Source organism: Enterobacter sp. R-1.6.2, from assembly GCF_035064085.1.
Taxonomy (GTDB): Bacteria; Pseudomonadota; Gammaproteobacteria; order Enterobacterales; family Enterobacteriaceae; genus Enterobacter; species Enterobacter asburiae_B.
Genome location: NZ_JASEYI010000024.1, coordinates 1 through 26,320 on the forward strand (window position 1 = coordinate 1; position 26,320 = coordinate 26,320).

Here is a 26,320-nt window from a genome sequence, read left to right on the forward strand (position 1 = left end):
GGAACGGTCTGCGTTGTCGGGAAGATGCGTGATCTGATCCTTCAACTCAGCAAAAGTTCGATTTATTCAACAAAGCCGCGTGGACATAATATTTCTCCTGTTGGTTGCCATTATCGCAGGCACTTAGTGAAGTGCCTGCTGTAATGACTTACTTTAAAGGTTCCATTTTGCTGACGGATATACCACCGATTTTCCCTTCAACCCTGACTACCAGACGACCATTGCGCATATGCCAGGCTGCTGAGCGGGTTATTACAATTTCCCGCTCCGATACACCGGGCGTCTGGTAATAATGGAACTGTGAGCCAACGGGGAAGCGCTGGTTAAACGTCTTTGCTGTCAGATTTCTCAGGAGATGTCTCATCGTTTTCCTCCAGATTCGCATCGGTCGCGATAATGCTCAAAGGCCATAAGAGAAAGGCAAACCAGCAATTCTGGCGGGATAAATTAGCTAATCCCACTAATCGGACAAGGATGCATGCCCAACACCAGCCAAGTGTTAAATACATCGCCAGAAATATGAGAACTAAAGCTATATCCATCACTTTATCCCCCGAAGTTTCTTGAAAGATTCAATCGCCTTTTTCATATCAGCCTGAGTAACCTTATTGCGTACTGCACGGTTACTGGCGTCGTAATAGTTGAACCGCAGCTTAAGTGGCACCGCCAACAACTCGACAACCTGGCTGTTATCGCGGAAGTACCAGACTCGGCGGTTTCCGTTATCCAGGAACTTACAACCGGATACGCTATGCATGACCCACCTCCATTGACGGGCCGCGTTTACGATAGGCCGCAATCGACACGCTTTCCCAGTCCTGGTAAAGGAACAGCAGGCCTAGCTCACAGGCGCGATCAAACTCCCTGGTTGCGCCTGTGCTCTTTTCCCAGCCGTTCAGGAGGAAAACAGCATCAGCCTGCTCAAGCATGGACAATGTAATTTGCAGGTACTGCTCATGCTGCAGGCCGTCAGGAAGAATGGCCGGATTGAGAACGGTGAAGCCGCGTTCTTCCAGGATGCGAGCCTCAGCGTTGAATTCATCACGGTTAAAGTTGTGATAACCGGTCATCGGCCCCGCAATGAAAACGACAGGTTTACGCTGCTGTTCGCTCATGCTGCACCGCCTTCAACACGTTTGAATGCCAGAAAAGTCACCATCGCTTTGTCGACCAGCTTTGATGTGCGATATCGCTCAATACCCCAGACGATAGCAAGGCAGATCCACAGATAATGATGGCTGTAACGCTGGAGAGACATCCCATCCATCAAATCCCAGGCGCTTACGTTATCGGGCCAGGTTGCGGATTCGACCGCATAGTACGCGTCGTTCTTCTCCCGGAACCCATTGCCTTTCAGTTCACGAACGGTCTCGATCGCCAGTTCGCGGTCGTCCTCATCGTCACAGTCTTCAAGATATACCGCGAGCCACTGCTGCAACCCTTCGTCGAAGCCTTCATCATCAAACTCATAGCAGGGCGAATCGAATCTCCCGCCACCGGCTCCAGCTTCGAACTTCTCGGCCCAGTATCCGGGGTTGATAAGAAAGCTCTCGCGCCGCCCAAAATGTTCGGAAGAAAAGAATTCAAACATGTCCGTGATGCGGCTGAACGTCCAGGTTCCCATGTCACCAGTGACGGTCAGATACCCTGGCCAAGTCACAAGATCGAAGTAATATGTATTTGTTCCAGAACTCTTAAAGCGCAGGTGCCAGTACAGGCCATCATCACGCTCAATGCTCATGTGATGACGGGACACATTACGGATAAAGCCAGTTAATACATGCTGTTCAGTCTTCATGCTGCACTTCCTTCATCTGCACGGATGGGCGATCGATGCGCTCAATCTCTGCTGCGATGAGTGCGCCAGCTTTCACCAGATCGCGGCGTGGGTTCGTTGGTTTCCACCAGTCAGGTGACCATGGCCAGGCCTGGGGGATTGTCGCCTTGTATGCTGGTGTGCTGAATGCCCTGGCTGCATAGCAGGCTGCTGCCGTTGATAAGGTTCCTGGCTTGTATATATCGTCGTTTTTCGGCGTCCAGCCTTCATCGCTCTGCTGCCGCAAACGTTCAACGATGATGTCGGTAATGGCCGACGATGCAGTTAATTGCCGTACCATCGCTGACTGCACATCCAGCTCAGTGGCCAGACGACTTACCAGTTTTGCTATCTCAATAATCGGGGTATCAGCACCCATTGCCGCTGCTAATTCGTGGCCAGCCCGCACGAGTTCTTTGACTGGTGATGTTTCCAGTTGAGGTGAGGTTTTCATTTTGTCACTCCGATCTGTTCACAATTATTAGCTGAACTGCTTACCGCGTGATGCAGCTGCGCATTGCGGCCAGCCAGGTATCCTTCGTTTTCCGCCTTATCCGTTCCCCTGGCTTTGCCGGGTTTGCGCGGTTCCAGCTTTTTCATGCCTTCGCTTAATTTCCTGCTGCGGTAACACTCCATCAGCGTTGTCTCCGCCTCCGTAACGGCGAAATCACTGACAACGGCATAAGCACCGTTGACCCAGGCGGAGCAGAAGGTATCGGCGCGGGCAACTTTTGTGGCCTGTTTGATGCTCTTGCGTAATGTGGAGAGGTAATCACGGCGGGCTTTCGCCAGTTGCTTACCCAGAACTTCGAATGAATATGCCGCTATCTGAGGGCGTTCGTCGGGGCCGTAATAGTGTATGGTGCGTTTTGCTGGCTTGCCCCACTGCTCAGTACCATGGCTGGTGTAAAACTTCCCGCCAAAAACGCGGGCGACCATCTCTGCCAGTATTGCCATATATTCCGGCATCTTCTCAGCATGAGATGGCGCTTTCTGGGTCGATGCTTCATTGATATCCATCAAATCAGCATCAGCTTCAGTCAGCTTGTGGGTTTCCATCAGACGCTGAGCACGGCGGAGGGCAAGTGCGGCTTCTTCGGCGCTGGAGTTATTACGCGCCATCGCGAGCAGCTTTTTAATTCTCTGGATATATTTCTCTTTATTTTCCATTGTTCGACTCCTGAATTTGGCGTAAGCCAGCCCCTGCGGGTTTACGCCATTTTTAAAAGTGATTTAAATTACGGTTAAAATCAGTTCACGGGTTTCAGCGATTTAATATTCGCGAAATAAGGCTCCTGATTAATTTCAACTACGGTTATATCCTTAAGGTCGCGTGCTGCATCTACCGTTCTTACAACTCTGCCGCCACGTAAAAACTGGCTCGGCTGGTAAATGAAGGTGCTGCCTGTAGGGTAAAGGGCATTGAAATCTTTAGCTTTCATACGGTACTCCCCAGCCGCGATGCGCAGCGTGGCGGCAGAACTCCATACGCGAAGCCGCATAAATGGAGTTCACCTCCATTTTTGCCAGACTGAATGCCTGTTTCCATGATTCCGCCGCTCGCTGAAACTCGCCGTTCTGTTCGGCAATGACAGCGCTGGTTGCGTACGACATGAAGGGGCTGCATGGTTTGCCCGATTTAGCACGATCAAACAGAATGGCCATCTCACACCCCCACGCCAGCGATATCGAGAGGAATTGCGCGATACTGATCGCTTTCACCAACGCGCTCATAAACACGGATATAAGAGCGGCTTCCGACAACCTGAACGGCCTCGCCGATAGCCTCCATCGCCTTGACCCAGCGAACGTCTGTAATATCGAGGCGGCGCAATGCCAGAACCGCGCCGGTGTTAACTTCACCTTCTTTTTCCGCCTGGAATGCACGGGTGATGATGGCGCGAATTTCCGGGCGGGCATTCTCGGTCCAGTCTGCCAGACATTCATCAATCAGCGATTTAGCAGCCTGCAGGCGCTCGTCAAATGCGATACGGTCCTGCATGGCACGCTGAACCTTATAGCGGCCATCATAGCTGTAGAGCGTGACGTTACCTTTTTTGCCGCCCAGGCTGACGCCGTACTGACTGGCGGAGATATCAACGAAGGCTCCGATATCGGAAAAGCCGCTAAGCTTGAACTCTGCCAGTGCAGCACTCAGGGCTGTCGCTTTTTCGACGATGCTACGCACCAGATCGTCACGCATCTGGTCGGTATCTTTAATCAGACTGACAGGGGTCAGTACGCCCTTGGCGTCAATCCAGTAACCCTCTGGCGCTGTTTTTTCAGTGAATTGCTTGTTTTCAGTGGACATTTTTACTCTCCTTAAATTGACGCGCTACTTTCTTAACTGCTTCGTTAACCTTTGCCAGCACATGACCAGCCAGACCTTTACCCACTTTGTCAGCCACTTTGCTGACGATATCGCTGTCGCCGTCATCAGGGATAACCCTGCAACCGACTTCAAAACCGCGAGATTTGTCTTTTATTTCAATAACAATCTTTGCCATATATCCCTCTGCTTAATGAAGTGATTCAGACCAGACCACCCGACACCCGCTTTCATCCTGATATACACCCTGGCGAAAGCGCCCGTGGCGGTCATTGCCGGTAATATCAAATCGCGCCAGACCTTCTTTTTTCATCCGCTCGCACCATGCATGGCGCACGATACGAATGACCGGCTGTGTGTTGCGCAGGGATACGCTTTTCACCTGAACTCCCTGTGCTGACAGAAATAAAATCAGCGTTTCTGCCCGGATCAACGCAGAGATAACGCCTGCGTTGTCGGTATTTCCTGACGTTCTGGCCATAGTTAAATCCTCAGTTAATGAGCATTTCTGCGAACTTGCGGACAGCGCCTGCGCTGACTGCATTACCACTGATATCGCTGTGGCGGCTGACACCGCGCACCAGTTTGAAAAGACGTCTGGCGTTGCCGTTGCTCGCCCGGAATAGCGCCTCAGATACATCAGGGTTCTCAGCATCCGGCAGCATACTGATCGCGATATCGCTGATATCGGCCTGCGGCAGGGATTCGCCGATGTTGAGCGCCAGACCCACGCGGCTGAAAAGCTGCTGATATTCACCGCGCTTGCCTTTAAGGTTGATAATGAGGCGGGGCATCCCGGCCAGAACGACACCGATACCGGCTTTGTCATGGATGCGGCGCAGTGTTTCCAGCGCACGGTATGGAAGATTCTCCGCCTCATCGACCATCAGGAGGCGACCTGAATCACGCAGGGCAGCAATGCAGGCTTCGCTGAGTTCATGCATATTGCCGCGTTTGCTGAGGCCAAGCAGTCCACAAAGCTCTTCGAGCACAACACGGGCGGTATAACCGGGGTCGGCCTCTATCAGCAGCGCATCACGATGTCTGGACGCGTATTCGCGCAAAATCATGGTTTTACCCAGGCCAGCAGCACCATAGAGAACGTTGATCTCACCATCCAGGTGTGCCAGGCGAATGACCTCAATCCCCTTACGGGAGGTCACGGTTGGGATATAGCGCGGCGTGATTCGACGCGATTTTTCCTTGTCGGCTTCGCGGGCAATGAAGCTGCGGGCCAGCTCGTCGATGCTGTCCACATCACCCTGATATTTTCCCTGCAGGTACTGATTAACCACTGCCGGGCTTTTACCAAAAGCGCGGGCTACCTGTGTCTGGCTGTAACCCTTGCGGGACATAAGTTCATTCAGTTCTGTTTGTAGGCTCATATGTCTCTCACTTACCGGGTATTACCGGTTTTTTTCAGATATTCATCACGGTCGGTTTCGAGGAAGAAATAATGTTCTTCTTCCGTAATCCGGCTGAATTCAGCCGGGATAAAGCTCCCCAGATCGTCGAAGCGCTGGCCCGGTAATACAGAGCGGCCCTCTGCCTCAATTTCCTGGCGTTTGTCTTCAATACGGTTGAGGCGGCGCTGACGACGTTTCTCAACAGCCACATCCATTGCACTCACTGGAATTGCGGCACGTTTATTACCGTTCCAGATCGCAGTACAGACGTAGGTACCATCCATCCGGCGAACGATAACGGAAGAGGGATCGTGAATATCGAAAGCCACGCGAACCTCTTCGCTATCCACCTGGATCAATTCTTCAGAGAAGTAGTCGTTGTTAAACAGACGCAACCAGCCACGCTGAGCGGTACGCACCATCTCCGGCATAAAGGCTTCACGCAGCTCAACATCAGTCAGATATTCAATATCGTCACCTTCAGCTTCGAGAACGGCCCGACGATAGGCAGCCGGAGTCATGTGTCGCCCGTTACGTTTTGGAAGCTCGCGGTGTTCATGCGTGTTGTTGTATGCGTCAACTTCGCTGGCGATTGCGTCAAGCAGCTGCTGCCAGGAGGGCAATTTACCCAGGGCATTACGCTGTACAGGCGTCAGCTCTCGCCCGTTCTCCTGCACCTTGATGGCTGACTGGATAGCACGCGATGTGATGCGGGCATGCTCCCGGTCAGCACTGTCGCCGCTGAACGTATCGAACTGCATGGCCACACGGCGGGGAACCCCTTTGTTAAGCCGTTCGATGATGCCGCGAGACTGAGGACGCCCCGGTATGCTGGTCGGGTGCTCAATGCCAAGGCGGCTGAAAATACCCGTCACATCGGCATCAAGCGTTTTGTTTGTTTCACCGCCGCCGTTATCGGAATACACAAATAACGGTTTGCCGAAATGACGCATGGCGTAACGGTAGGCATCAGCAACAGCAATAACGCTTTCTGAAAGTGCCAGGCTCCAGCCCGTAATAAAGCGTGTCCGGCCATCAATAATTAACGTCAGCTCTGGAGTGAACGGGCGGCCATGGTCAGGGTGTGCCACTTTCATCTCAAGGGATTTACCATCCGCAATCCAGCAGCCATTAACCGGCATAAGGGACCAGTCACGCTTCTGGAAGCATTCATAAGCCAGCGCAGCAGAACCACTTACACGGCCACGGGCTTTCTCACGGCGCGGCAGCTTCTCCATGGCACGACGAACGGCATCATAAGAGGGGCATGCAGCAGCCATTGCAGGCTGGTCAGCATAGATAACAGACCACTCGTCCTGGAAATCCCCGTATGCCTCGCGCAGACTTGGGCCTTTACGGTTACGCCAGTGAGCAAGGAACGCCGGAAGCCAGGTAATCTGCTCAGGCTTCTTCGCTTTAAGATGACCGGGGGCCAGCATGGCCATGCGCTCAACGCCAGGCTTTGTGGATTCAAAAATGGTCAGCCATTCCTGGAGGCTACGGGTACCAACACCGGCACGGCTGGAGCCTTTGCGGGCATTGGCCATCCCAGCAGCCTTAAGCAGATGTGCAGGCAGTGTACCTTTACGGGACTCGATAGAGATGTAGTTAACCGCTGCGGTACGGGACATCCCGGCATCGCGCAGTTTTTCAACATACATCGCCAATGTGGCACGGGCATCGGCGATCTCTTTCTGCTTATCAGTCAGAGAGCCCACCTCACGTTCAAGAAGAGCCGGGCACTGGCGAATCAGAGAAAGTTTACCGTTATCAGATGAACCTCTATTCGAACTGATTTTGGTTTCTTTTGTACTTACCTGTTGAGTTGATAATATTTCTTTGTAATAACGGTTCTTTAATTCTTCCTGAGTCACAATCGGTAACGAATCAATGTGGTATTCAAACGCTTTTGTACCGGTGCGTTTTCTTCTCATTGATGGATTCTTGGATGCAAGATTGTCCAAAAATTTCCGACAACCTCTCTCAGTTGCTGGTACGCCAGCACATCCGGCTAACTCAGATACCGTCGACCACATCACAGCACCTCACAATATCTTGAAGGCCAGATAACAGACGGTTCAACGCCTATTGCAGAAGCGATAATGCGCTCACCCTTAGGGTATTTTCGGTCTAAAGCGTTATTGAGAGTGCGGGCATTTAAACCAGCGTTACGGGATAAACCAGCCAGGGTGGTCCCTTTCTTGCGTAACTCTGCAATGATGTCAGCACGATGCCAATCACAAGAAGTGATTCCATTTGTTGATGTTTTCTGAGATTCTACTCGTTTATACATAGTAATAACTCATCTGTCTTACACACTGTAATAGCAGTATTGATCACTAAAGGGAAATTACAAGCCTTTGCTGGTTCCTTTTGTGACTTAAATGACAACTATCGTGAGTACACATCTAATACTGGAGGAATCAATGAGTTATACAGAAAAGGATCCGCAGAACGAAAACGGCCCAAAAGTTCCTTTAAGTGATAATCAAAAAGGAACCACTTTTAGCGACAGGTTGCGGAAAGCGATAGACGGCAAGAGCATTCGTCAATTTGCGGCTGATTGCGGGATTAGTTATGGGGCGATGCATAAGTACTTTGCTGGCCACACACAACCAACACTGGACAACTTAGTAGTGCTGGCTCGTACAGCTGGAGTGAGCATCGAATGGCTTGCGACGGGTGAGCAGAGCAGTACTGGTACCAATGTAATTTCAAGGCCTGCAACTCCACCAACTACAGCCATAAATGATGTGCATGGAAATGAAGTTGATTTAGAAGAGTTCATTTTTGTGCCGCGCTATAATGTGGCTGCGTCTGCGGGCTATGGTGCTTGGAATGATGATGAAACGCCTATGTTCACGGTATCGTTTAGACGGTATTGGGTGGTTAATCATTTGAAGGCAGATCCCAAACAGCTGTCTGTTATCAGCGTGCAAGGTGACTCAATGGAAGGCGTCCTGAACGACAAAGATATCATCCTTGTAAATCATGGTGATCGGGAACCAAGGGAGGGAATCTATGTATTGCGACTCGATGGACAATTAATCGTAAAACGAGTGCAGCGCTTACCAGGAGCGCAGCTCATTGTTACGAGCACAAATCCGGTTTACAAGCCGTTCAACATTGACCTTAACAATGTCCCATCGGATTTCTGTATTGTGGGTAAAGTGGTTTGGTATGGGCGGGTTATTTAATAGTATTAAAAAACGTTTAATATCGATTTCATTGCTCTCAAACTAGTGCAAAATTTAGCGCATTATTTCTCATAATCTATCATTTTCTGTCGAGCTGTGCGGAATCCTCACCGCGCCTCGCAACCCCCGTCATTCCTGACCCCATCGACTTTCTTTCCCCACATAACTACCATGCAGAAACGATCACCTCCCCACACGAGAAAGTTTCGGGTGATTTAGAATCAACACCGAACAACACTTTGAAAAACATACAGATAAAAAGAGACCGAATACGATTCCTGTATTCGGTCCAGGGAAATGGCTCTTGGGAGAGAGCCGTGCGCTAAAAGTTGGCATTAATGCAGGCTAAGTCGCCTTGCCTTTTAAGAATAGATGACGACGCCAGGTTTTCCAGTCCACAGCAAAAGCGGTCGGAAAAAAAGCGCCAGAGCATCATTAAAAGTGAAAAACCGCAGTGCTTTCGCAAGCATCTGCGGTTTTTTATTGGAAACCCGAACGTTAGCAGAGCTTGTCGGCGCGCTCGATAAACGGTGCCAGACTCATTTTTTGTCCCGGATGCGCCGGGTCATCGATCTGAATAATGCTAATCGGCTGGCCGCTGCTCTTGCCGCTGGCTACCTGCTGCTCTGCGGTATCATTCAGCGGGTATTGCACCAGCGTGCTCGGGTTGATGGCATACAGCGCATGGCCCGGACGGCAGGTCAGCATCACCTCTTCGCGATTGAACGCCCATTTGTCCTTACCCACTTCAAAACGACTCACGGTGATGACCTGCGGTGCGGCAAGCGCGCTCCCCGTACAGGCCAGCAATAAGAGAGAAAGTACTGTCTTTTTCATATGATATTTAACCTTGTCAGAAGGGTTCCCAGGTGGCGAACAGACTGACCGTTGCCAGCACCAGCGCTCCCAGCACCACTTCTGCCTGTGTCATCCTGATAAAAATCTGTTGTGCTCGCCCGCTCTCCGGACGAAACCGTGGCACCAGAAAATACCGATTTGCCAGCGCAATTACCACCATCAACGCCACCAGCGCACATTTGAACAACAAAAACCGCACGTAGCCAGCCTGCCAGGGAATATCGAGGCCCAGTATCATGAGCGCATTTATCACCCCGGAGAGCAGCACGCCCGCAACGGCGTAATGCCCCACGCGCGAGAAGCGCATCATGGTAAAGATGGCGGCATTCTGCCAGCGCCCTTTCGCCAGACGCATGCAGAACAGCAGGGGCATTAATCCGCCAAGCCAGGTGGCGGCACATATCAGGTGAAAAGCATAATTAAGACGCTGCAGCGCCCCCGTCGGACCGTCGTTCATCGCCGCATGCCCTACCCCAGCCAGCAGGATAAGCTGGCCCATTGCGAGCAGCAGCAGCCGCGAACCTTTCAGCGGCGCAAGCCATGCCGCACCGACCGTCAGCGCAGCGAGGATTATTTGCCACAGCCAGACACCGCCAAACCGGGTTCCCATCACGCTGAACCAGATCTGTGGCGCAAACACATCTCCCCAGCCGTTGCCCATCAATCCGCCCTGCAGCACAAACATCAGGACCGCTGCCGCCAGGCTCACTAAGGCCGCCACTTTCTGCTGCGACTGGAATCGCCGGGTCAGCAGACGGTGGAGAGACGAAGGCGCAAACCAGACGCTGTAAAGCGCATTGCCAAACACCAGCATCAGCGCCCCGAAATGGATAAAGCGTAGCCCGATATAACACAGCGCCAGCATGCTATTTCACGCTAAAGTGATAGCTGCCTTTGGTTTTATGACCATCCACGGAGACCACATGCCAGTCCACCTGGTAAGTCCCTGACGCCAGCGTTTGTTCCAGCGGCACGGTGAGCTGAGCCTTATTCTGTTCGTCGCGCGAAGCGGTTCCCGTTTTGATGATCTGCTTTTGCGCATCCGTTACCACTACACCGCTAAATCCAGGTTCGATACCTTCTGAAAAATTCAGCGTAAGTGCCTGCGGCGCGGTCACGACGCTGTCTGCTGCCGGGATCTGCTGTTTAAGATGTGCATGTGCCAGCACGGAAGGCGTCATCATTGTCGAGGCCACAAAAACCAGTGCGCAGACCGCGCGGGAAGCGGAGAAACCCATCCTATCATTCCTTTTTGTTATGTCTGTATGCTAAAGAATAACGCTGTATAATAAACGAGTCGAGGATCATCCTGCCTCCGCTTGTCATCGTCGTGCAATCGCGGTAACGTTGCCGCCGCATAAAAAGGAGAAGGTAATGAAGATCAATCTGGCCGCCCTTCCGCAGGACGAGATGGATAAAGTGAATGTCGATCTCGCTGCCGCTGGCGTCGCGTTCAAAGAGCGTTATAACATGCCCGTCGTGGCTGAAGTCGTGGAACGGGAACAGCCCGCCCATCTGCGCGACTGGTTTCGCGAAAGACTCATCGCCCACCGCCTCGCCTCGGTCAACCTCTCCCGTTTACCGTACGAGCCTAAAGTTAAATAAGCTTAACGAGTCGTTACATTTCCTTACGCGGAATCTGGCAGGATAAGAAAACCCTGATTGTTTTAGGTGTATTCTTAAATCTCTGCGACTCAGTGTATAAGGAAGTCACGATGTCACATTGGAATATAGCGGCAGCCCAGTATGGCGGGCTGCATAAGACTGTAGATGACCATGTTACGCACCACCTGCGCTTCATCGCCGAAGCAGCACGGCAGCGGTGCGATCTGCTGGTTTTCCCTGAACTCTCATTAACGGGCTCAGGCTCGTCGACGTTACCTCCCCCGCCCGATGACGCGCAGCTGGAGCCGCTGCTCAACGCGGCACATCTACACCAGATTACCGTTATTGCCGGGCTCCCCCTGGAGCAGAATGGCCAGCGCCAGAAAGGCCTTGTGCTGTTATCGCCCGCTCGCCATTGCATTTTGCGCTATCCGCAAGGGCGCGGTGCCAGCCTCGTGCCGGGGGATAAACACCTTACCATCCTTGATGCATATCCAGATTCGCCCAATCTCGATCCCCGGGCAACGCTTGTTACCAGCTGCCAGTCGGTGGGGGATCATCGCTGGCGGCAGTCCATCAGTAACCTGCAGCGCTTCGCGCATAAATATGCCATTGCGGTGCTGATGGCGAACGCCTGCGGCGGCAGCGCGCTGTGGGATGAAAAAGGCCAGCTGATCGTGCGCGCGGATAAGGGCGAGCTTCTGGTGACCGGCACGCTCGGCGGAGAGGGTTGGCAAGGCGATATCATTCCTTTAGGCTAGGCGTTTTAAGCTCAGGAGTTTTCAATGCTGCGCGTCATCGATACCGAAACTTGCGATCTTCAGGGCGGAATAGTGGAAGTGGCCTCTGTCGACGTGGTTGATGGTAAAATCGTCAACCCCATGAGCCATCTGGTGCGTCCCGATCGCCCCATCAGCCCTCAGGCGATGGCTATCCATCGCATTACCGAATCGATGGTGGCGGATAAGCCGTGGATCGAAGAGATTATTCCGCACTACTACGGTAGCCCGTGGTACGTCGCGCATAACGCCAGCTTTGACCGCCGGGTGTTGCCTGAAATGCCGGGGGAATGGATTTGCACCATGAAGCTGGCGCGTCGTCTGTGGCCTGGGATTAAATACAGCAACATGGCGCTGTACAAGTCCCGCAAGCTGAGCGTTCGTACCCCTGAGGGGCTTCACCATCACCGCGCCCTGTATGACTGCTATATCACCGCCGCGCTGCTGATTGATATTATGAATATCTCTGGCTGGACGCCGGATGACATGGCGACGATCACAGGACGTCCCGCGCTGCTGACCACGTTTACCTTTGGTAAATATCGCGGGAAGCCGGTGTCCGAGGTGGCGAATAAAGACCCGGGCTATTTGCGCTGGCTGTATAACAACCTCGACAGAATGAGCCCGGAACTGCGCTTAACGCTGAAACATTATCTGGGCGATGCTTAACGCTCCGCACGGCCTGGCAGCGTGTCCTGCGCCAGGCCTATTAAAAAGGCATATTCCAGCGCAACCCCTTCGTACGATTTAAATCGCCCCGATTTCCCCCCGTGTCCGGAATCCATATCGGTACACAGCAGCAGCAGATTGTCATCGGTTTTCAGCTCCCGCAGCTTTGCCACCCATTTTGCCGGCTCCCAGTATTGCACCTGAGAATCATGCAAACCGGTGGTGACCAGCATATGCGGGTAGGCTTTCGCCTCAACGTTATCGTACGGGCTGTACTCTTTCATATAGCGGTAGTACATCTCATCCTGCGGATTCCCCCACTCCTCAAACTCCCCGGTGGTAAGAGGAATGGATTCATCGAGCATGGTCGTGACCACATCGACAAACGGAACCTGCGCGACAATCCCCTTAAAGCGATCGGGACGCTGGTTGATTGCCGCCCCCATCAGCATGCCGCCCGCGCTGCCCCCCATCCCAAAGCAGAGCTGCGGATCGCCGTAGCCCTGCTCAATCAGCGCATCGCAGACGTCGAGGTAGTCATTGAAGGTGTTTTTCTTCTTCAGGAATTTCCCGTCTTCATACCAGTGCTGGCCCAGCTCACCGCCGCCGCGAATATGGGCGATGGTGAAAACAAAACCGCGATCGAGCAGGCTTAACCGGCTGCTGCTGAAATCAGCGTCCATGCTTGAGCCATACGAGCCGTAGCCGTACACCAGGATCGGGTTTTTGCCTTTCTGGAAATGGGACCGATGGTAAACGAGAGAGACCGGTACCTCCACGCCATCACGAGCGGTGACCCACAGGTGCTCGCTGCGGTAGTTGTCGGACTCAAACCCTTTTACCTCGGTCTGTTTAATCACCTGGCGCTGCCCGGTATCCATATCCAGCTCAAACAGGGTGTCCGGCGTGGTCATGGAGGAGTAGCCGTAGCGCAACCGCGACGATTCGGGTTCAGGGTTGAACCCAATCCACGTCACGTAGGCCGGGTCATCGAACGCAATCCCCACCACTTCCCGGGTTTTTCGGTTGATTTGTCGGATACTGGTCAGCCCGCGCTGACGCTCTTCCACCACCAGCCAGTCGGTAAAGAGGGTGAACCCTTCCAGCATCACCTGATCCCGCGCGGGGATAAGCACCTCCCACTTGCGCTCATCGCGCACTTTGGTTTTATAGAGACCAAAGTTTTTGCCCTCGCGATTGGAGCGCAAATAAAAGCTGTGCTGGAAGTGATCCAGGCTGTACTCGTGATCCTTGCGGCGCGGCAGGAAACAGAGCGGCTGGGCGTCCGGCAGTTCGGCATCCAGCAGCAGGACTTCCGACGTCGTCGCGCTGGCAAGGAAGATAATCACATAGTGGCGTGAGGAGGTTTTATGCAGGCTGACATAAAACGTTTCGTCTTTCTCTTCATAAACCAGCTCGTCGTCAGCGGAGTCTGTTCCCACGGCATGTCGCCACACCTGGTAAGGCAGCAGCGTCGACGCGTGCTTTTTGACGTAGTAAACCGTCTCGGAATCGTTCGCCCAGACAAAATCCGGGGAGACGTTTTCCAGCATTTCCGGATACCAGTTGCCGGTGTCCAGATTGCGAAACCGCAGGCCGTACTGGCGGCGCGAGAGATAATCCTCCGCCAGGGCCATCACCGCGTTGTCAGGCGAAATGGACATGCCGCCCAGGGTATAAAACTCGCTGTGGGCGGCGCGCTGGTTGGCATCCAGCAGAATATCCCACTCATCCCATTCGGCGCTTAACACCGACTGACGCTGGTAGATGGGATACTCATTGCCGGGCTCGTAAATATGGCGATAGCGATAGCCGTTTTTGGTCCAGGGCGCGGAGATATCGCGCTGGGGAATACGCTGCACCATTTCATTCAGGAGCTGGTCCTGAAGCGTCTGCTGGCTGGACATGACCTTGCGGCCATAGTCGTTTTCCTCGTGCAGGTAGTCGAGTACCTCTGGCCGGGAGCGCGAATCGTCCCGCAGCCAGTAATAGTTGTCTATACGCGTATCGCCATGCGTGGTGATCGCATAAGGAGTACGTCGGGCTTTAGGTGGCATGTCATCATTCTTTTAAGTTTTACACCCTATAAGGTTGGCAAAACCCACGCATGATGCAAGCGAAACAGCGTCGCGACGGCGACGGTTAACCCTGTAACGCCTGTTTTTGCTCCCGGATATCCCGCTCAATGCCCTCGCGCACGTCCTGAGGGATCTTTAACGCATCGCCCAGGGCGTTAAGGTAGCTCCGCTCCATAAAATGATCGATATCGATGGCTGCGCAGCTGAGGAAATAGAGCTCCAGCGCCTCTTCCTCATTTTTCACACTTTGCGCAAGACGCTGCGGCTCGAGCGGCTGTTCTATCGCCTGCGCCACCAGCACTCTTCCCTTCTCTTCGACACCGGCTTCGCGCAGCTGCTGCTCGATCGCCGCTCGTTCCTTATCGTCAATATGCCCGTCGCTTTTCGCGGCAAAAACCAGCGCAAGAATGAGCCGTTCGGTACGCAGATCCAGCGGCGAGGTGTGCTCGCCGTAATGTGGTTCATCGCTGTGCGCGGTCCGTATTCTGTCCTTGTATTTATTCCACAGCACGGTGCCCGCGATGGCGCCGCCGCCAGCCAGCAGCGCGCCTGTACCATACTTTGCCAGCAGCTTGCGTGAGGATTTATTCGCGACCAGCAGGCCTGCCAGCCCGCCGAGCGCGCCGGGTACCAGCAGTTTGCTGAGGTCCCGCTCGCCAGACGATGTTTTCTGCCCTAACAGGGATTGCAATTGATTTAACCAGCCAGACATGGTTTCCCTCACTTAACGGTGAACATGTTTCACAGCGTAAGCGAGCAGGCGTCAGGAAATGTCTGGTCGGGCTAAAGAAGCGCAAATTTCTGTCCCCTCGCTTAGTCGTGCACGAGACAGACGCAAACGTTTTCGTTTATACTGCGCGCAACTTTTTCAGGGGGATTGTTATGATTCGTTTAGGAACTGCGCTGCGGCCTGCGGCGACACGAGTGATGCTGTTGGGATCGGGCGAGCTGGGGAAAGAGGTCGCCATTGAGTGCCAGCGTTTAGGTGTGGAAGTCATTGCCGTAGACCGTTACGCCGACGCACCCGCCATGCACGTCGCCCATCGTTCTTATGTGATTAACATGCTGGATGGCGATGCCCTTCGCGAACTGATTACGCGCGAAAAACCCGATTTTGTCGTGCCGGAAATTGAGGCCATCGCCACCGATACGCTGATCGCCCTGGAGCAGGAAGGCCAGCGCGTGGTGCCCTGTGCGAAAGCCGCAAAGCTGACCATGAACCGCGAAGGCATTCGTCGCCTGGCGGCGGAAGAGCTGGGATTGCCCACCTCGAGCTACCGTTTTGCTGGCGATAAGGCCGCGTTCCTGCAGGCCGTCGAGGAAATTGGTTACCCGTGCATCGTTAAGCCGGTGATGAGCTCCTCCGGAAAAGGACAGAGCTTTATTCGCGACAGCGGTACCCTGGATAACGCGTGGGATTATGCCCAGCAGGGTGGCCGTGCCGGAGCCGGTCGCGTAATCGTCGAAGGCGTCGTGAAGTTTGATTTCGAAATCACCCTGCTGACCGTCAGCGCCGTTGACGGCGTCCATTTCTGCGACCCGATTGGTCACCGTCAGGAGGATGGCGATTACCGCGAATCCTGGCAGCCGCAGCAGATGAGCACCCTGGCGCTGGAGCGTGCTCAGGAGATCGCCCGTAAAACCGTCCTGGCGCTGGGCGGCTATGGCCTGTTCGGCGTGGAGCTGTTTGTGTGCGGTGATGAGGTGATTTTCAGCGAAGTCTCCCCTCGCCCGCATGACACCGGCATGGTCACGCTGATTTCGCAGGATCTCTCCGAGTTCGCCCTGCACGTGCGCGCGTTCCTCGGCCTGCCCGTCGGCGGTGTACGTCAGTATGGCCCTGCCGCCTCGGCGGTGATCCTGCCGCAGTTAACCAGCCAGAACGTCACGTTTGATAACGTCGACGGGGCAGTGGGCGCAGGATTGCAGGTACGTCTGTTCGGCAAGCCGGAGATCGACGGAACTCGCCGTCTTGGCGTGGCATTAGCCACCGGAGATAACGTTGACGACGCTGTGGCAAGAGCGAAAGCGGCTGCTGCGAGCGTCAAGGTTGCAGGATAAAAAAACGGGCCGTAAGGCCCGTTTTTCATGCGGCGAGTGGCTTACTGCTTCGCGCCTTCAACCGCTTCACGAGCCAGTTTGGTGATGCGATCCCAGTCGCCCGCTTCCAGCGCATCCGCCGGAACCAGCCATGAACCGCCGATGCACAGCACGCTTTTCAGCGCCAGGTAGTCACGGTAGTTGGCAGGAGAGATACCGCCCGTCGGACAGAAGCGTACCTGAGAGAAGGGACCCGCAATCGCCTGCAGCGCTTTGGTGCCGCCGTTCGCTTCAGCCGGGAAGAATTTGAACTCTTTCAGACCGTAGTCCATGCCCAGCATCAGTTCAGAGACGGTGCTGATGCCAGGGATCAGCGGAATAGTACCTTCCGTGGCGGCTTTCAGCAGCGGCTCGGTCAGGCCAGGGCTGATGGCGAACTGCGCGCCCGCTTCGGTCACTTCCGCCAGCTGCTGCGCGTTGAGAACGGTGCCCGCACCGATGATGGCGTCCGGTACTTCTTTCGCGATAGCGCGGATAGCATCCATCGCGCAGGCGGTGCGCAGGGTCACTTCCAGAACGCGAACGCCACCCGCAACCAGCGCTTTCGCCATCGGTACAGCGTGCTCCAGCTTGTTTACCACGATAACCGGCACGACAGGGCCAGTGGTCAGGATTGCTTCTGCACTTGTTTTCCAGTTTTTCATCAGAGTTTTCTCTCGCCAGATCGTTAAAATCAAGTCGTCTTAAAACGTAATACAGGTTGCGCCCTGCTCCGCACCGGAGAGTTTCTCACGCAGCGCGCTGAACAGTTCGCGTCCGGTCCCCACGCGCGATGCGCTCAGGTCAGGAATATGGGGCTGACGTGCCGCCAGCTCGGCGTCATCCACCAGCAGGGTTAACTCGCCCGTCTGGCCGTTCACGCGGATCATGTCACCGTCGCGTACTTTCGCCAGCAGACCACCATCGTAGGCTTCCGGCGTCACGTGGATGGCTGAAGGCACTTTACCGGATGCCCCGGAGAGGCGTCCATCGGTGACTAGCGCAATTTTGAAACGGCGGTCCAATAATACACCAAGTGGTGGCATAAGTTTATGTAATTCTGGCATCCCGTTGGCTTTAGGCCCCTGGTGACGCACCACCACCACGCAGTCTTTATCGAGCAGACCGGCGTCAAAGGCGGGTAACACGTCATGCTGGCTTTCAAATACCACCGCCGGCGCTTCGATAACCTGGTTCTCTTCCGGTACGGCAGAGGTCTTCATTACCGCACGACCGAGGTTGCCGCTCAGCACTTTGGTGCCGCCGTGAGGAGAGAACGGTTTGTCGATAGTGGCAATCACCTGCGCATCAAGAGACGCGCTCGCCCCTTCACGCCAGTCCAGCTCGCCGTTGTTCAGCCACGGCTCCTGGGTGTAGCGCTGAAGGCCAAAGCCCGCCACGGTATTCACGTCTTCATGCAGCAGCCCGCCTTTCAGCAGCTCGCGCATCAGCAGCGGTACACCGCCTGCGGCCTGGAAGTGGTTAATATCCGCCGGACCGTTCGGGTACAGGCGCGCCATCAGCGGCACCACGGAAGAGATCTCGGAGAAGTCATCCCAGTTAATCAGAATGCCCGCCGCACGCGCCATGGCCACCAGGTGCATGGTGTGGTTGGTTGACCCCCCGGTTGCCAGCAGCGCGACAATCCCGTTGACGATGACCTTTTCGTCGACCATTTTGCCCATCGGCATCCATTCGTTGCCGTTGCCGGTCAGACGCGTGACCTGACGGGCCGCGGCCTCTGTCAGCGCCTTGCGCAGCGGCGCATCCGGCTGGATGAAGGACGAGCCCGGAAGCTGCATTCCCATAAATTCCACGACCATCTGGTTAGTGTTAGCCGTACCGTAGAACGTACAGGTCCCCGGCGCATGATAGGACGCGGCTTCCGCCTCCAGCAGCGCCTGACGGTCTGCTTTCCCTTCCGCGTACAGCTGGCGGATACGCACTTTTTCTTTGTTCGGCAGACCGCTCGCCATTGGGCCGGACGGGACGAAGATCGCAGGCAGATGCCCAAACGACAGCGCCGCCATCACCAGGCCCGGGACAATCTTGTCGCATACGCCGAGGTACAGCGCGCCATCGAACATATTGTGTGACAGCCCCACCGCGGCAGACATGGCAATCACTTCGCGGCTCAGCAGGGACAGCTCCATGCCGTCCTGCCCCTGCGTCACGCCGTCGCACATGGCAGGTACGCCGCCCGCCACCTGGCCCACCGCATTTACGCTGTGCAGCGCGTTGCGGATGATAGCGGGATAGACCTCATACGGCTGGTGTGCGGAAAGCATATCGTTATAGGAGGTAATGATGGCGATATTGTTACGCAACATGCTTTTCAGCGACGCTTTATCATCAGGCTGGCAGGCGGCGAAGCCGTGCGCCAGGTTCCCGCAGGCCAGCTGAGATCGGTGGACGGTGCTGCTCTTTGCCTGTTCAATCCGGGCGAGGTAGGCCGAACGGGTCTCTTTCGAGCGCTCGATAATGCGCTGTGTTACGCGTAACAATGTCGGATTCATAAAAGCTCCTCTAAATTATCTGTCCGGCTCGGGAGTTTACAAAGTCGCTGGCAGTTGTTAACAACGCTGAAACGCTTGCTGTCCGGAGCTCAGGGGCAAAATCACTTCCGGCAGTGTAATAAAAAAAGCTCCGCGGGTGAATCCACGCGGAGCTTAAAAGTTGAAAATTGTGCCACTAGCTGTGTTAGATCATGTTACCGGTAAAATAACACTTTCGAGCTAGAGGATTATCTTACTCAAACTCGTTCCAGGAGCGGCCATCGCGGGTGATCATCGCCACCGACGCGACAGGTCCCCATGTACCCGCCTGATACGGTTTTGGCGCATCCTGATCGGCCGCCCAGGCTTCGGTGATGGAGTCGACCCATTTCCACGCCTCTTCCACTTCATCGCGGCGCACGAACAGCGCCTGGATACCGCGCATGGTTTCCAGCAGCAGACGCTCGTAAGCATCAGCCAGGTGCGTCTGGTTAAAGGTCTCGGAGTAGCTCAGATCCAGCTTGGTGGTCTGCAGGTTGTGTTTATGATCCAGCCCCGGCACTTTGTTCAGGATCTGGATATCCACCCCTTCGTCCGGCTGCAGACGAATAGTCAGTTTGTTCTGCGGCAGTTCCTGCCAGGACTCTTTGAACAGGTTCAGTTCCGGGTTTTTGAAGTAAACCACCACTTCGGAACATTTGGCCGGCAGACGTTTACCGGTGCGCAGGTAGAACGGAACGCCCGCCCAGCGCCAATCGTCGATATCCACGCGGATCGCCACGAACGTCTCGGTGTTGCTGGACTTGTTAGCGCCCTCTTCTTCCAGGTAGCCCGGCACTTTTTTGCCTTGCGCAAACCCGGCGGTGTACTGGCCGCGGACGGTCTTCTCACGCACGTTGGAGCGATCGATGCGGCGCAGTGACTTCAGCACTTTCACTTTTGCATCACGGATGCTGTCAGCCGTCAGGTCAGACGGTGGAGACATGGCAATCATGCACAGAATTTGCAGCAGGTGGTTCTGGATCATGTCGCGCATCTGACCGGCCTGGTCAAAGTAACCCCAGCGACCTTCAATCCCCACCTCTTCCGCCACGGTGATTTCCACGTGGTCGATAGTGCGGTTGTCCCAGTTATTCACAAACAGGGAGTTAGCGAAACGCAGCGCCAGCAGGTTCAGTACCGTCTCTTTACCGAGATAGTGGTCGATACGGTAGACCTGGCACTCTTCAAAGAACTCGCCCACCTGGTCGTTGATTTCACGCGAGGTTGCCAGCGACGTACCCAGCGGCTTCTCCATCACGACGCGCGCCGGTTTGGCGTTCAGTTTGGCTTCACCCAGACCTTTGCAGATGGCGCCGAAGGTGCTTGGCGGCATGGCGAAATAGTTAATGGTGACACGGTTTTTCTGATCCAGCATCGCGCCTAAGCGGGTAAACGCGCTGACGTCGTTGACGTCCAGGTTGCAGAAATCGAGGCGTCCACTCAGGGTATCCCACAAACTTTCATCAATTTTTTCCTTCATGAAAGTTTCGAGCGCCTCGCGGACGACTTTGGTATAAGCGTCCTTATCCCAGTCTGCGCGCCCAACACCCAGGATACGGGTATCCGGATGAATTTGGCCCGCTTTCTCCAGTTGATACAGGGAAGGCAGCAATTTTCGGCGTGCAAGGTCGCCTTTCGCGCCGAAAATGACCAGGTCACATGCCTGGGCTGTTTGCGTTACCGCCATGTCATTCTCCTCAGTTGGATCACCTGGTACTTCTGCCAGGTATCGTTGTAATTTTATTACAATGCACTGTACTGCTTTTACGTCATTCCCGAAACCATTAGCGCTTATCGTCGCGTGCGATAACGCGATTTTTCCCCCTTTGGAGGATTACGACGGCGCAATGACGCAACAACCGTCGTTTCTTTGCGCAACGGGGTCACAGCAAAACCCGACACCGATCAAGTAATGAAAAAAAACAACAACATTATCTTGTCGATTGTTACCCTTAATGGAAGCCACAAGGGTAATATCGGCTAAATCGAATCACGATTTCATCAATTTATGAAATCGTTTACACCCATGAGCGTCCTGTTAACATGAACATGCTGGAAAAAATCCAGTTTCAACTGGAACACCTTAGCAAATCCGAGCGAAAAGTGGCCGAGGTCATTCTCGCCTCCCCCGCTCAGGCGATTCATTCAAGCATCGCCGCTCTGGCACAGGAAGCGGGTGTTAGCGAACCGACGGTCAATCGCTTTTGCCGCAGCCTCGAAACGCGCGGCTTTCCTGATTTTAAACTGCATCTGGCACAAAGTCTGGCTAACGGCACCCCATATGTTAATCGTAATGTGGATGAAGACGACAGCGTTGATGCCTATACCGCGAAAATTTTTGAATCGGCTATGGCTTCGCTTGACCACGTCCGCCAGTCTCTGGACATGAGTTCCGTGAATCGCGCGGTGGATTTGCTCACCCAGGCCAAGCGGATTGCGTTCTTTGGTCTCGGGTCGTCGGCGGCCGTGGCGCATGACGCCATGAATAAATTTTTCCGCTTTAACGTCCCAGTTATTTATTCCGATGACATTGTGCTGCAACGCATGAGCTGTATGAATTGCAGTGAAGATGACGTCGTGGTACTGATTTCGCACACCGGGCGCACCAAGAGTCAGGTAGAGCTGGCGCAGCTGGCCCGTGAAAACGATGCCATGGTGATTGCCCTCACCACGGCAGGCACGCCGCTGGCCCGTGAGGCGACGCTGGCGATCACCCTCGACGTGCCGGAAGACACCGACATTTATATGCCGATGGTTTCCCGACTGGCGCAGCTCACCGTGATTGACGTGCTGGCAACCGGTTTTACCTTGCGTCGGGGCGCAAAATTCCGGGATAACTTGAAGCGGGTCAAGGAAGCGCTGAAGGAATCGCGTTTTGATAAAGAATTGCTTATAAAGAGCGATGTTCCCTGATAGTTGATAACGAAGACGTAACCAATAATTACGATGTAACGATTTACGGCATTCGGTCCACTCTCCGCTGCCTTGCATCAGATGAAGGCCGATTCAATGTTCACGCAACACCAAAGTTGTTTCAGTCAACGGAGTATTACATGTCCAGAAGGCTTCGCAGAACCAAGATCGTAACCACCTTAGGCCCGGCCACCGACCGCGATAATAATCTTGAGAAAATTATCGCCGCCGGCGCCAACGTGGTGCGTATGAACTTCTCTCACGGTACGCCAGAAGACCATAAATTACGTGCCGATAAAGTGCGTGAAATCGCAGCCAAACTGGGCCGCCACGTTGCTATCCTCGGCGATTTGCAGGGTCCAAAAATTCGTGTATCGACCTTTAAAGAGGGTAAGGTTTTCCTCAATATCGGCGACAAATTCCTGCTTGATGCCAACCTGGGCAAAGGCGAAGGCGATAAAGAGAAAGTCGGTATCGACTATAAAGGCCTGCCGGCTGACGTGGTGCCGGGCGATATCCTGCTGCTCGACGACGGTCGCGTACAGCTGAAGGTGCTGGAAGTTCAGGGCATGAAAGTGTTCACCGAAGTCACCGTCGGCGGCCCGCTCTCCAACAATAAAGGCATCAACAAACTGGGCGGCGGCCTCTCTGCAGAAGCGCTTACCGATAAAGACAAAGCGGACATCGTGACGGCTGCGCTGATCGGCGTTGACTACCTGGCGGTCTCCTTCCCGCGCTGCGGTGAAGATCTGAACTATGCGCGTCGTCTGGCACGTGATGCAGGCTGCGATGCTAAAATCGTCGCGAAAGTTGAACGCGCGGAAGCCGTTTGCGATCAGGATGCCATGGACGATGTGATCCTCGCGTCTGACGTGGTGATGGTTGCGCGCGGTGACCTGGGCGTGGAAATTGGCGACCCTGAGCTGGTAGGGATCCAGAAAGCGCTGATTCGTCGCGCACGTCAGCTGAACCGCGCGGTGATCACCGCCACTCAGATGATGGAATCGATGATCACCAACCCAATGCCAACCCGTGCAGAAGTCATGGATGTGGCTAACGCCGTGCTGGACGGTACCGATGCGGTGATGCTCTCTGCGGAAACCGCTGCGGGCCAGTATCCGGCAGAAACCGTGGCCGCTATGGCGCGCGTCTGCCTGGGCGCTGAAAAGATCCCAAGCATCAACGTCTCTAAACACCGTCTGGACGTGCAGTTCGACAACGTGGAAGAAGCGATAGCGATGTCTGCGATGTACGCGGCAAACCATCTGAAGGGCGTTACCGCGATCATCACCATGACCGAATCTGGCCGCACCGCGCTGATGACCTCTCGTATCAGCTCTGGTCTGCCGATCTTCGCCATGTCCCGTCACGAACGTACCCTGAACCTGACGGCGCTGTACCGCGGCGTGACGCCGGTTCACTTCGACAGCACCAGTGACGGCGTAGCTGCGGCGCACGATGCCGTAAACCTGCTGCGCGACAAAGGCTATCTGGTGTCCGGTGATATCGTCATTGTGACCCAGGGCGACGTGATGAGCACCATCGGCTCAACCAACACCACGCGCGTTATGACCGTCGAGTAATAATGTCTGTGTTAAAAAGCCCTCTCCAGATGGAGAGGGCTTTTTTTATTTCCGCGGATAAAGCTCTTTGCGTTTATAGGGCTCAGTTTCACCCGGCTTACGCGTTTTAAGCAGCTTCAGGATCCACGTGTACTGTTCGGCATGCGGCCCCACCAGAATTTCCACCTCTTCGTTCATTCGACGCGCGATCGTGTGGTCGTCAGCGGTCAGCAGATCATCCATCGGCGGACGAACCTCAATACTCAGGCGATGCGTTTTGCCGTCATAGACCGGGAATAGCGGGATTACGCGGGCACGACAGACCTTCATCAGGCGACCAATCGCGGGGAGCGTCGCTTTATAGGTCGCAAAGAAATCGACAAACTCGCTGTGCTCGGGGCCGTGGTCCTGATCCGGCAGATAGTATCCCCAGTACCCCTGACGTACCGACTGAATGAAGGGCTTAATGCCATCGTTACGCGCATGCAAACGTCCGCCAAAACGACGACGCACCGTATTCCAGACAAAATCGTAGATTTTATTTCCCTGGTTATGGAACATCGCCGCCATTTTCTGGCCCTGAGACGCCATCAGCATCGCCGGAATATCAACGCCCCAGCCGTGGGGGACGAGGAAAATGACTTTCTCGTCATTGCGGCGCATCTCCTCGATGATGTCCAGCCCTTTCCAGTCAACGCGATCGACGATTTTATCCGGCCCTTTCAGCGCCAGTTCCGCCATCATCGCCATTGCCTGCGGCGCGGTGGTATACATCTCATCAATGATTGCCTCGCGCTCGGCGTCGCTTTTCTCAGGAAAACAGTAATAGAGGTTGATCTGCGCGCGGCGGCGGGCGCTCTTGCCTAAACGCCCGGCCAGACGGCCAATTTTCCCCAGAACGGGATCGCGAACAGAGGCAGGCAGCATCGCCATCCCCGCAAAGGCGTAGACACCAAGCCAGGCGCCCCAGTTGCGCGGATGGCGGAAGGATTTTTCAAACTCAGGAATGTATTCAATATTGTTTTTTTTGGTTTCCATGCTGGATCCAGGGTCTGATGACGCAAAATTTTATTCAGATAGTGTAGCGAGGCAGTCGTCCACGCACAAAAGAAAAAGCCGGCGTCAGTGTGCGCCGGCTTTTTTAACAAAAACAGAGGGCTTAGTTTAAGCTCAGCTGCGGCATCACCTCTTTCACCTGCGCCAGATAATCAGTACGATCTTTACCTGTCAGGCCTTCGGTGCGCGGCAGTTTCGCCGTCAGCGGGTTCACGGCCTGCTGGTTGATCCACACTTCATAGTGCAGGTGCGGGCCGGTAGAGCGTCCGGTATTGCCGGAGATCGCGATACGGTCACCACGCTTCACCTTCTGGCCCGGCTTCACCAGCAGCTTACGCAGGTGCATATAGCGGGTCGTATAAGTACGACCATGACGTACCGCGACATAATATCCGGCGGCACCGCTACGCTTGGCCACCACCACTTCGCCATCTCCAACCGCCAGTACCGGCGTGCCCTGCGGCATGGCAAAGTCAACGCCACGGTGCGGCGCGACGCGCCCGGTTACCGGGTTCAGACGACGCGGGTTAAAGTTAGAGGAGACGCGGAACTGTTTTGCCGTCGGGAAGCGCAGGAAACCTTTTGCAAGGCCCGTACCGCTGCGGTCATAGAACTTACCGTCTTCGGCACGAATCGCGTAGTAATCTTTGCCTTCGGAGCGCAGACGTACGCCCAACAGCTGGCTTTGCTCGCGCTTGCCGTCCAGCATTTCGCGGGACATCAGGACGGAGAACTCATCGCCCTTCTTCAGCTTGCGAAAATCCATCTGCCACTGCATGGCTTTGATCACCGAGCTGATTTCAGCGCTGGTCAGGCCTGCATCTCGCGCGCTGGAGACAAAGCTCGCGCCCACGGTACCTTTCAGAACGCTGTTAACCCAGTCGCCCTTCTGCATTTCGCTGGTCATTTTGAAACCGTTTGCAGTGCGATCGTAGGTGCGGGTTTCGCGGCGGGACATTTCCCAGGTCAGACGCTGGAGATCGCCATCCGCCGTTAATGTCCAGGAGAGCTGCTGTCCGATTTTCAGGTTACGAAGATCTTTATCCGCAGCCGCCAGCTGGCTGATATTGCCCATGTCTATGCCGTACTGGTTCAGCACGCTACTCAGCGTATCCCCGGTAGAGACAACATATTCGTGGATACCCGCCTCGTTCTCGGTTTTATCGTCCAGCTCATCCTGCGGGATAGCTTCATCTTCCTGAGCCGCCTGGTCGATAGGCTCACTGGCTTCAGGCAGCAAAGAACGGATTTCGCTCTTTTCAAGCTCAATGGTTTTAATGATAGGGGCAGAACTCGGGTGGTAAACATAGGGCCGCCAGACGGCGACCGCTAAGGTGAGAACTGTAAGCGACCCCAGCATAACGCGGTGGGGTCGTGGCAGATTGTTAAATGCCAGGGCGACAGAGCGGGCTATCTGTTGCACGTATTCACTTCCT

Annotated in this window: 29 protein-coding genes; 7 read left to right on the forward strand and 22 right to left on the reverse strand. The window is 54.6% G+C overall.

Annotated features, from left to right (window positions below):
* Positions 1-749: 749 nt before the first annotated feature.
* The 12 genes from QMN93_RS20795 to QMN93_RS20850 form a co-directional block, all read right to left on the reverse strand.
* Complete coding sequence (locus QMN93_RS20795; protein ID WP_060570702.1) at positions 750-1,115, reverse strand: DUF4406 domain-containing protein; 366 nt, start codon at positions 1,113-1,115, stop codon at positions 750-752.
* Positions 1,112-1,798, reverse strand: a complete 687-nt coding sequence (locus tag QMN93_RS20800) for a hypothetical protein (protein WP_323619959.1) — start codon at positions 1,796-1,798, stop codon at positions 1,112-1,114. The genes QMN93_RS20795 and QMN93_RS20800 overlap by 4 nt, the downstream gene beginning before the upstream one ends.
* Complete coding sequence (locus QMN93_RS20805; RefSeq protein WP_060570704.1) at positions 1,788-2,270, reverse strand: hypothetical protein; 483 nt, start codon at positions 2,268-2,270, stop codon at positions 1,788-1,790. The genes QMN93_RS20800 and QMN93_RS20805 overlap by 11 nt, the downstream gene beginning before the upstream one ends.
* Positions 2,267-2,986, reverse strand: a complete 720-nt coding sequence (locus tag QMN93_RS20810; RefSeq protein WP_323619963.1) for a DUF2786 domain-containing protein — start codon at positions 2,984-2,986, stop codon at positions 2,267-2,269. The genes QMN93_RS20805 and QMN93_RS20810 overlap by 4 nt, the downstream gene beginning before the upstream one ends.
* 80 nt (positions 2,987-3,066) lie before the next feature.
* Entirely contained in the window at positions 3,067-3,258 is a 192-nt protein-coding gene (locus QMN93_RS20815; RefSeq protein ID WP_060570706.1) for a hypothetical protein, read from the reverse strand.
* A complete protein-coding gene (locus QMN93_RS20820; protein WP_226852615.1) occupies positions 3,248-3,430 on the reverse strand; it encodes an ANR family transcriptional regulator in 183 nt (60 codons plus the stop codon). Before QMN93_RS20820 ends, QMN93_RS20815 begins: the two co-directional genes overlap by 11 nt.
* A 52-nt stretch (positions 3,431-3,482) precedes the next feature.
* On the reverse strand, positions 3,483-4,127 hold the full coding sequence (locus QMN93_RS20825) for a DUF3164 family protein (protein ID WP_060570708.1): 645 nt from the start codon (positions 4,125-4,127) through the stop codon (positions 3,483-3,485).
* Complete coding sequence (locus tag QMN93_RS20830) at positions 4,117-4,323, reverse strand: hypothetical protein (protein WP_048703759.1); 207 nt, start codon at positions 4,321-4,323, stop codon at positions 4,117-4,119. The genes QMN93_RS20825 and QMN93_RS20830 overlap by 11 nt, the downstream gene beginning before the upstream one ends.
* Positions 4,324-4,335: 12 nt before the next feature.
* Positions 4,336-4,626 (reverse strand): hypothetical protein, encoded by a 291-nt coding sequence (locus tag QMN93_RS20835; protein ID WP_048977957.1) that lies wholly within the window; start codon positions 4,624-4,626, stop codon positions 4,336-4,338.
* 10 nt (positions 4,627-4,636) lie between these two features.
* Entirely contained in the window at positions 4,637-5,530 is an 894-nt protein-coding gene (locus QMN93_RS20840; RefSeq protein ID WP_045261533.1) for an AAA family ATPase, read from the reverse strand.
* An 11-nt stretch (positions 5,531-5,541) separates the two neighbouring features.
* Positions 5,542-7,587, reverse strand: a complete 2,046-nt coding sequence (locus QMN93_RS20845; RefSeq protein ID WP_323619967.1) for a Mu transposase C-terminal domain-containing protein — start codon at positions 7,585-7,587, stop codon at positions 5,542-5,544.
* Positions 7,587-7,844 (reverse strand): helix-turn-helix transcriptional regulator, encoded by a 258-nt coding sequence (locus QMN93_RS20850; protein WP_023311692.1) that lies wholly within the window; start codon positions 7,842-7,844, stop codon positions 7,587-7,589. Before QMN93_RS20850 ends, QMN93_RS20845 begins: the two co-directional genes overlap by 1 nt.
* A 133-nt stretch (positions 7,845-7,977) precedes the next feature.
* Between QMN93_RS20850 and QMN93_RS20855 the strand changes: the two genes are divergently transcribed.
* Positions 7,978-8,748, forward strand: a complete 771-nt coding sequence (locus QMN93_RS20855) for a helix-turn-helix transcriptional regulator (RefSeq protein ID WP_060570710.1) — start codon at positions 7,978-7,980, stop codon at positions 8,746-8,748.
* Positions 8,749-9,246: 498 nt separating this feature from the next.
* Here the strand turns inward: QMN93_RS20855 and QMN93_RS20860 are convergent, their stop codons facing one another.
* From QMN93_RS20860 to yobA, 3 genes are read right to left on the reverse strand one after another with little or no spacing between them, the layout of a single operon-like run.
* Positions 9,247-9,585, reverse strand: coding sequence for a YebY family protein (locus tag QMN93_RS20860; protein ID WP_033145840.1), 339 nt, complete (start codon positions 9,583-9,585; stop codon positions 9,247-9,249).
* A 16-nt stretch (positions 9,586-9,601) separates the two neighbouring features.
* Positions 9,602-10,471 (reverse strand): copper homeostasis membrane protein CopD, encoded by an 870-nt coding sequence (gene copD / locus QMN93_RS20865; protein WP_193139471.1) that lies wholly within the window; start codon positions 10,469-10,471, stop codon positions 9,602-9,604.
* A gap of 1 nt (position 10,472) precedes the next feature.
* Positions 10,473-10,844 carry a CopC domain-containing protein YobA gene (yobA, locus tag QMN93_RS20870; RefSeq protein WP_193139473.1) on the reverse strand — a complete coding sequence of 124 codons (372 nt, stop codon included), beginning with the start codon at positions 10,842-10,844 and terminating at the stop codon, positions 10,473-10,475.
* 136 nt (positions 10,845-10,980) lie between these two features.
* Between yobA and QMN93_RS20875 the strand changes: the two genes are divergently transcribed.
* The 3 genes from QMN93_RS20875 to exoX all read left to right on the forward strand — a co-directional run bounded on the left by QMN93_RS20875 (position 10,981) and on the right by exoX (position 12,659).
* Complete coding sequence (locus QMN93_RS20875; RefSeq protein ID WP_008500465.1) at positions 10,981-11,211, forward strand: DNA polymerase III subunit theta; 231 nt, start codon at positions 10,981-10,983, stop codon at positions 11,209-11,211.
* A gap of 110 nt (positions 11,212-11,321) precedes the next feature.
* On the forward strand, positions 11,322-11,972 hold the full coding sequence (locus tag QMN93_RS20880) for a carbon-nitrogen hydrolase family protein (protein WP_193139475.1): 651 nt from the start codon (positions 11,322-11,324) through the stop codon (positions 11,970-11,972).
* A 24-nt stretch (positions 11,973-11,996) separates the two neighbouring features.
* On the forward strand, positions 11,997-12,659 hold the full coding sequence (exoX, locus tag QMN93_RS20885; protein ID WP_193139478.1) for an exodeoxyribonuclease X: 663 nt from the start codon (positions 11,997-11,999) through the stop codon (positions 12,657-12,659).
* On the opposite strand, the gene ptrB is transcribed toward exoX, so the two are convergent.
* Positions 12,656-14,716: an oligopeptidase B gene (ptrB, locus tag QMN93_RS20890; RefSeq protein WP_193139480.1), complete on the reverse strand. Its 2,061-nt coding sequence runs from the start codon at positions 14,714-14,716 to the stop codon at positions 12,656-12,658. The genes exoX and ptrB overlap by 4 nt on opposite strands.
* 85 nt (positions 14,717-14,801) lie before the next feature.
* On the reverse strand, positions 14,802-15,449 hold the full coding sequence (locus QMN93_RS20895; RefSeq protein WP_039263650.1) for a tellurite resistance TerB family protein: 648 nt from the start codon (positions 15,447-15,449) through the stop codon (positions 14,802-14,804).
* 170 nt (positions 15,450-15,619) lie between these two features.
* On the opposite strand from QMN93_RS20895, the gene purT reads away from it, so the two are divergent.
* Positions 15,620-16,798 (forward strand): formate-dependent phosphoribosylglycinamide formyltransferase, encoded by a 1,179-nt coding sequence (purT, locus tag QMN93_RS20900; protein WP_033145846.1) that lies wholly within the window; start codon positions 15,620-15,622, stop codon positions 16,796-16,798.
* 41 nt (positions 16,799-16,839) lie between these two features.
* Here the strand turns inward: purT and kdgA are convergent, their stop codons facing one another.
* The 3 genes from kdgA to zwf form a co-directional block, all read right to left on the reverse strand.
* Entirely contained in the window at positions 16,840-17,481 is a 642-nt protein-coding gene (gene kdgA / locus QMN93_RS20905) for a bifunctional 4-hydroxy-2-oxoglutarate aldolase/2-dehydro-3-deoxy-phosphogluconate aldolase (RefSeq protein ID WP_014884307.1), read from the reverse strand.
* 39 nt (positions 17,482-17,520) lie between these two features.
* Positions 17,521-19,332 carry a phosphogluconate dehydratase gene (edd, locus tag QMN93_RS20910; RefSeq protein WP_193139482.1) on the reverse strand — a complete coding sequence of 604 codons (1,812 nt, stop codon included), beginning with the start codon at positions 19,330-19,332 and terminating at the stop codon, positions 17,521-17,523.
* Between the two features lie 232 nt (positions 19,333-19,564).
* Complete coding sequence (gene zwf / locus QMN93_RS20915; protein WP_023312228.1) at positions 19,565-21,040, reverse strand: glucose-6-phosphate dehydrogenase; 1,476 nt, start codon at positions 21,038-21,040, stop codon at positions 19,565-19,567.
* Between the two features lie 356 nt (positions 21,041-21,396).
* On the opposite strand from zwf, the gene QMN93_RS20920 reads away from it, so the two are divergent.
* Together QMN93_RS20920 and pyk are read left to right on the forward strand one after the other, a co-directional pair.
* Entirely contained in the window at positions 21,397-22,266 is an 870-nt protein-coding gene (locus tag QMN93_RS20920) for a MurR/RpiR family transcriptional regulator (protein ID WP_023312229.1), read from the forward strand.
* Between the two features lie 140 nt (positions 22,267-22,406).
* On the forward strand, positions 22,407-23,849 hold the full coding sequence (gene pyk / locus QMN93_RS20925) for a pyruvate kinase (RefSeq protein WP_039263653.1): 1,443 nt from the start codon (positions 22,407-22,409) through the stop codon (positions 23,847-23,849).
* A gap of 45 nt (positions 23,850-23,894) precedes the next feature.
* Here the strand turns inward: pyk and lpxM are convergent, their stop codons facing one another.
* Both lpxM and mepM read right to left on the reverse strand, forming a co-directional pair.
* Positions 23,895-24,866 carry a lauroyl-Kdo(2)-lipid IV(A) myristoyltransferase gene (gene lpxM, locus QMN93_RS20930; protein WP_023312230.1) on the reverse strand — a complete coding sequence of 324 codons (972 nt, stop codon included), beginning with the start codon at positions 24,864-24,866 and terminating at the stop codon, positions 23,895-23,897.
* 121 nt (positions 24,867-24,987) lie between these two features.
* Positions 24,988-26,307, reverse strand: coding sequence for a murein DD-endopeptidase MepM (mepM, locus tag QMN93_RS20935; RefSeq protein ID WP_024909694.1), 1,320 nt, complete (start codon positions 26,305-26,307; stop codon positions 24,988-24,990).
* Positions 26,308-26,320: the final 13 nt, after the last annotated feature.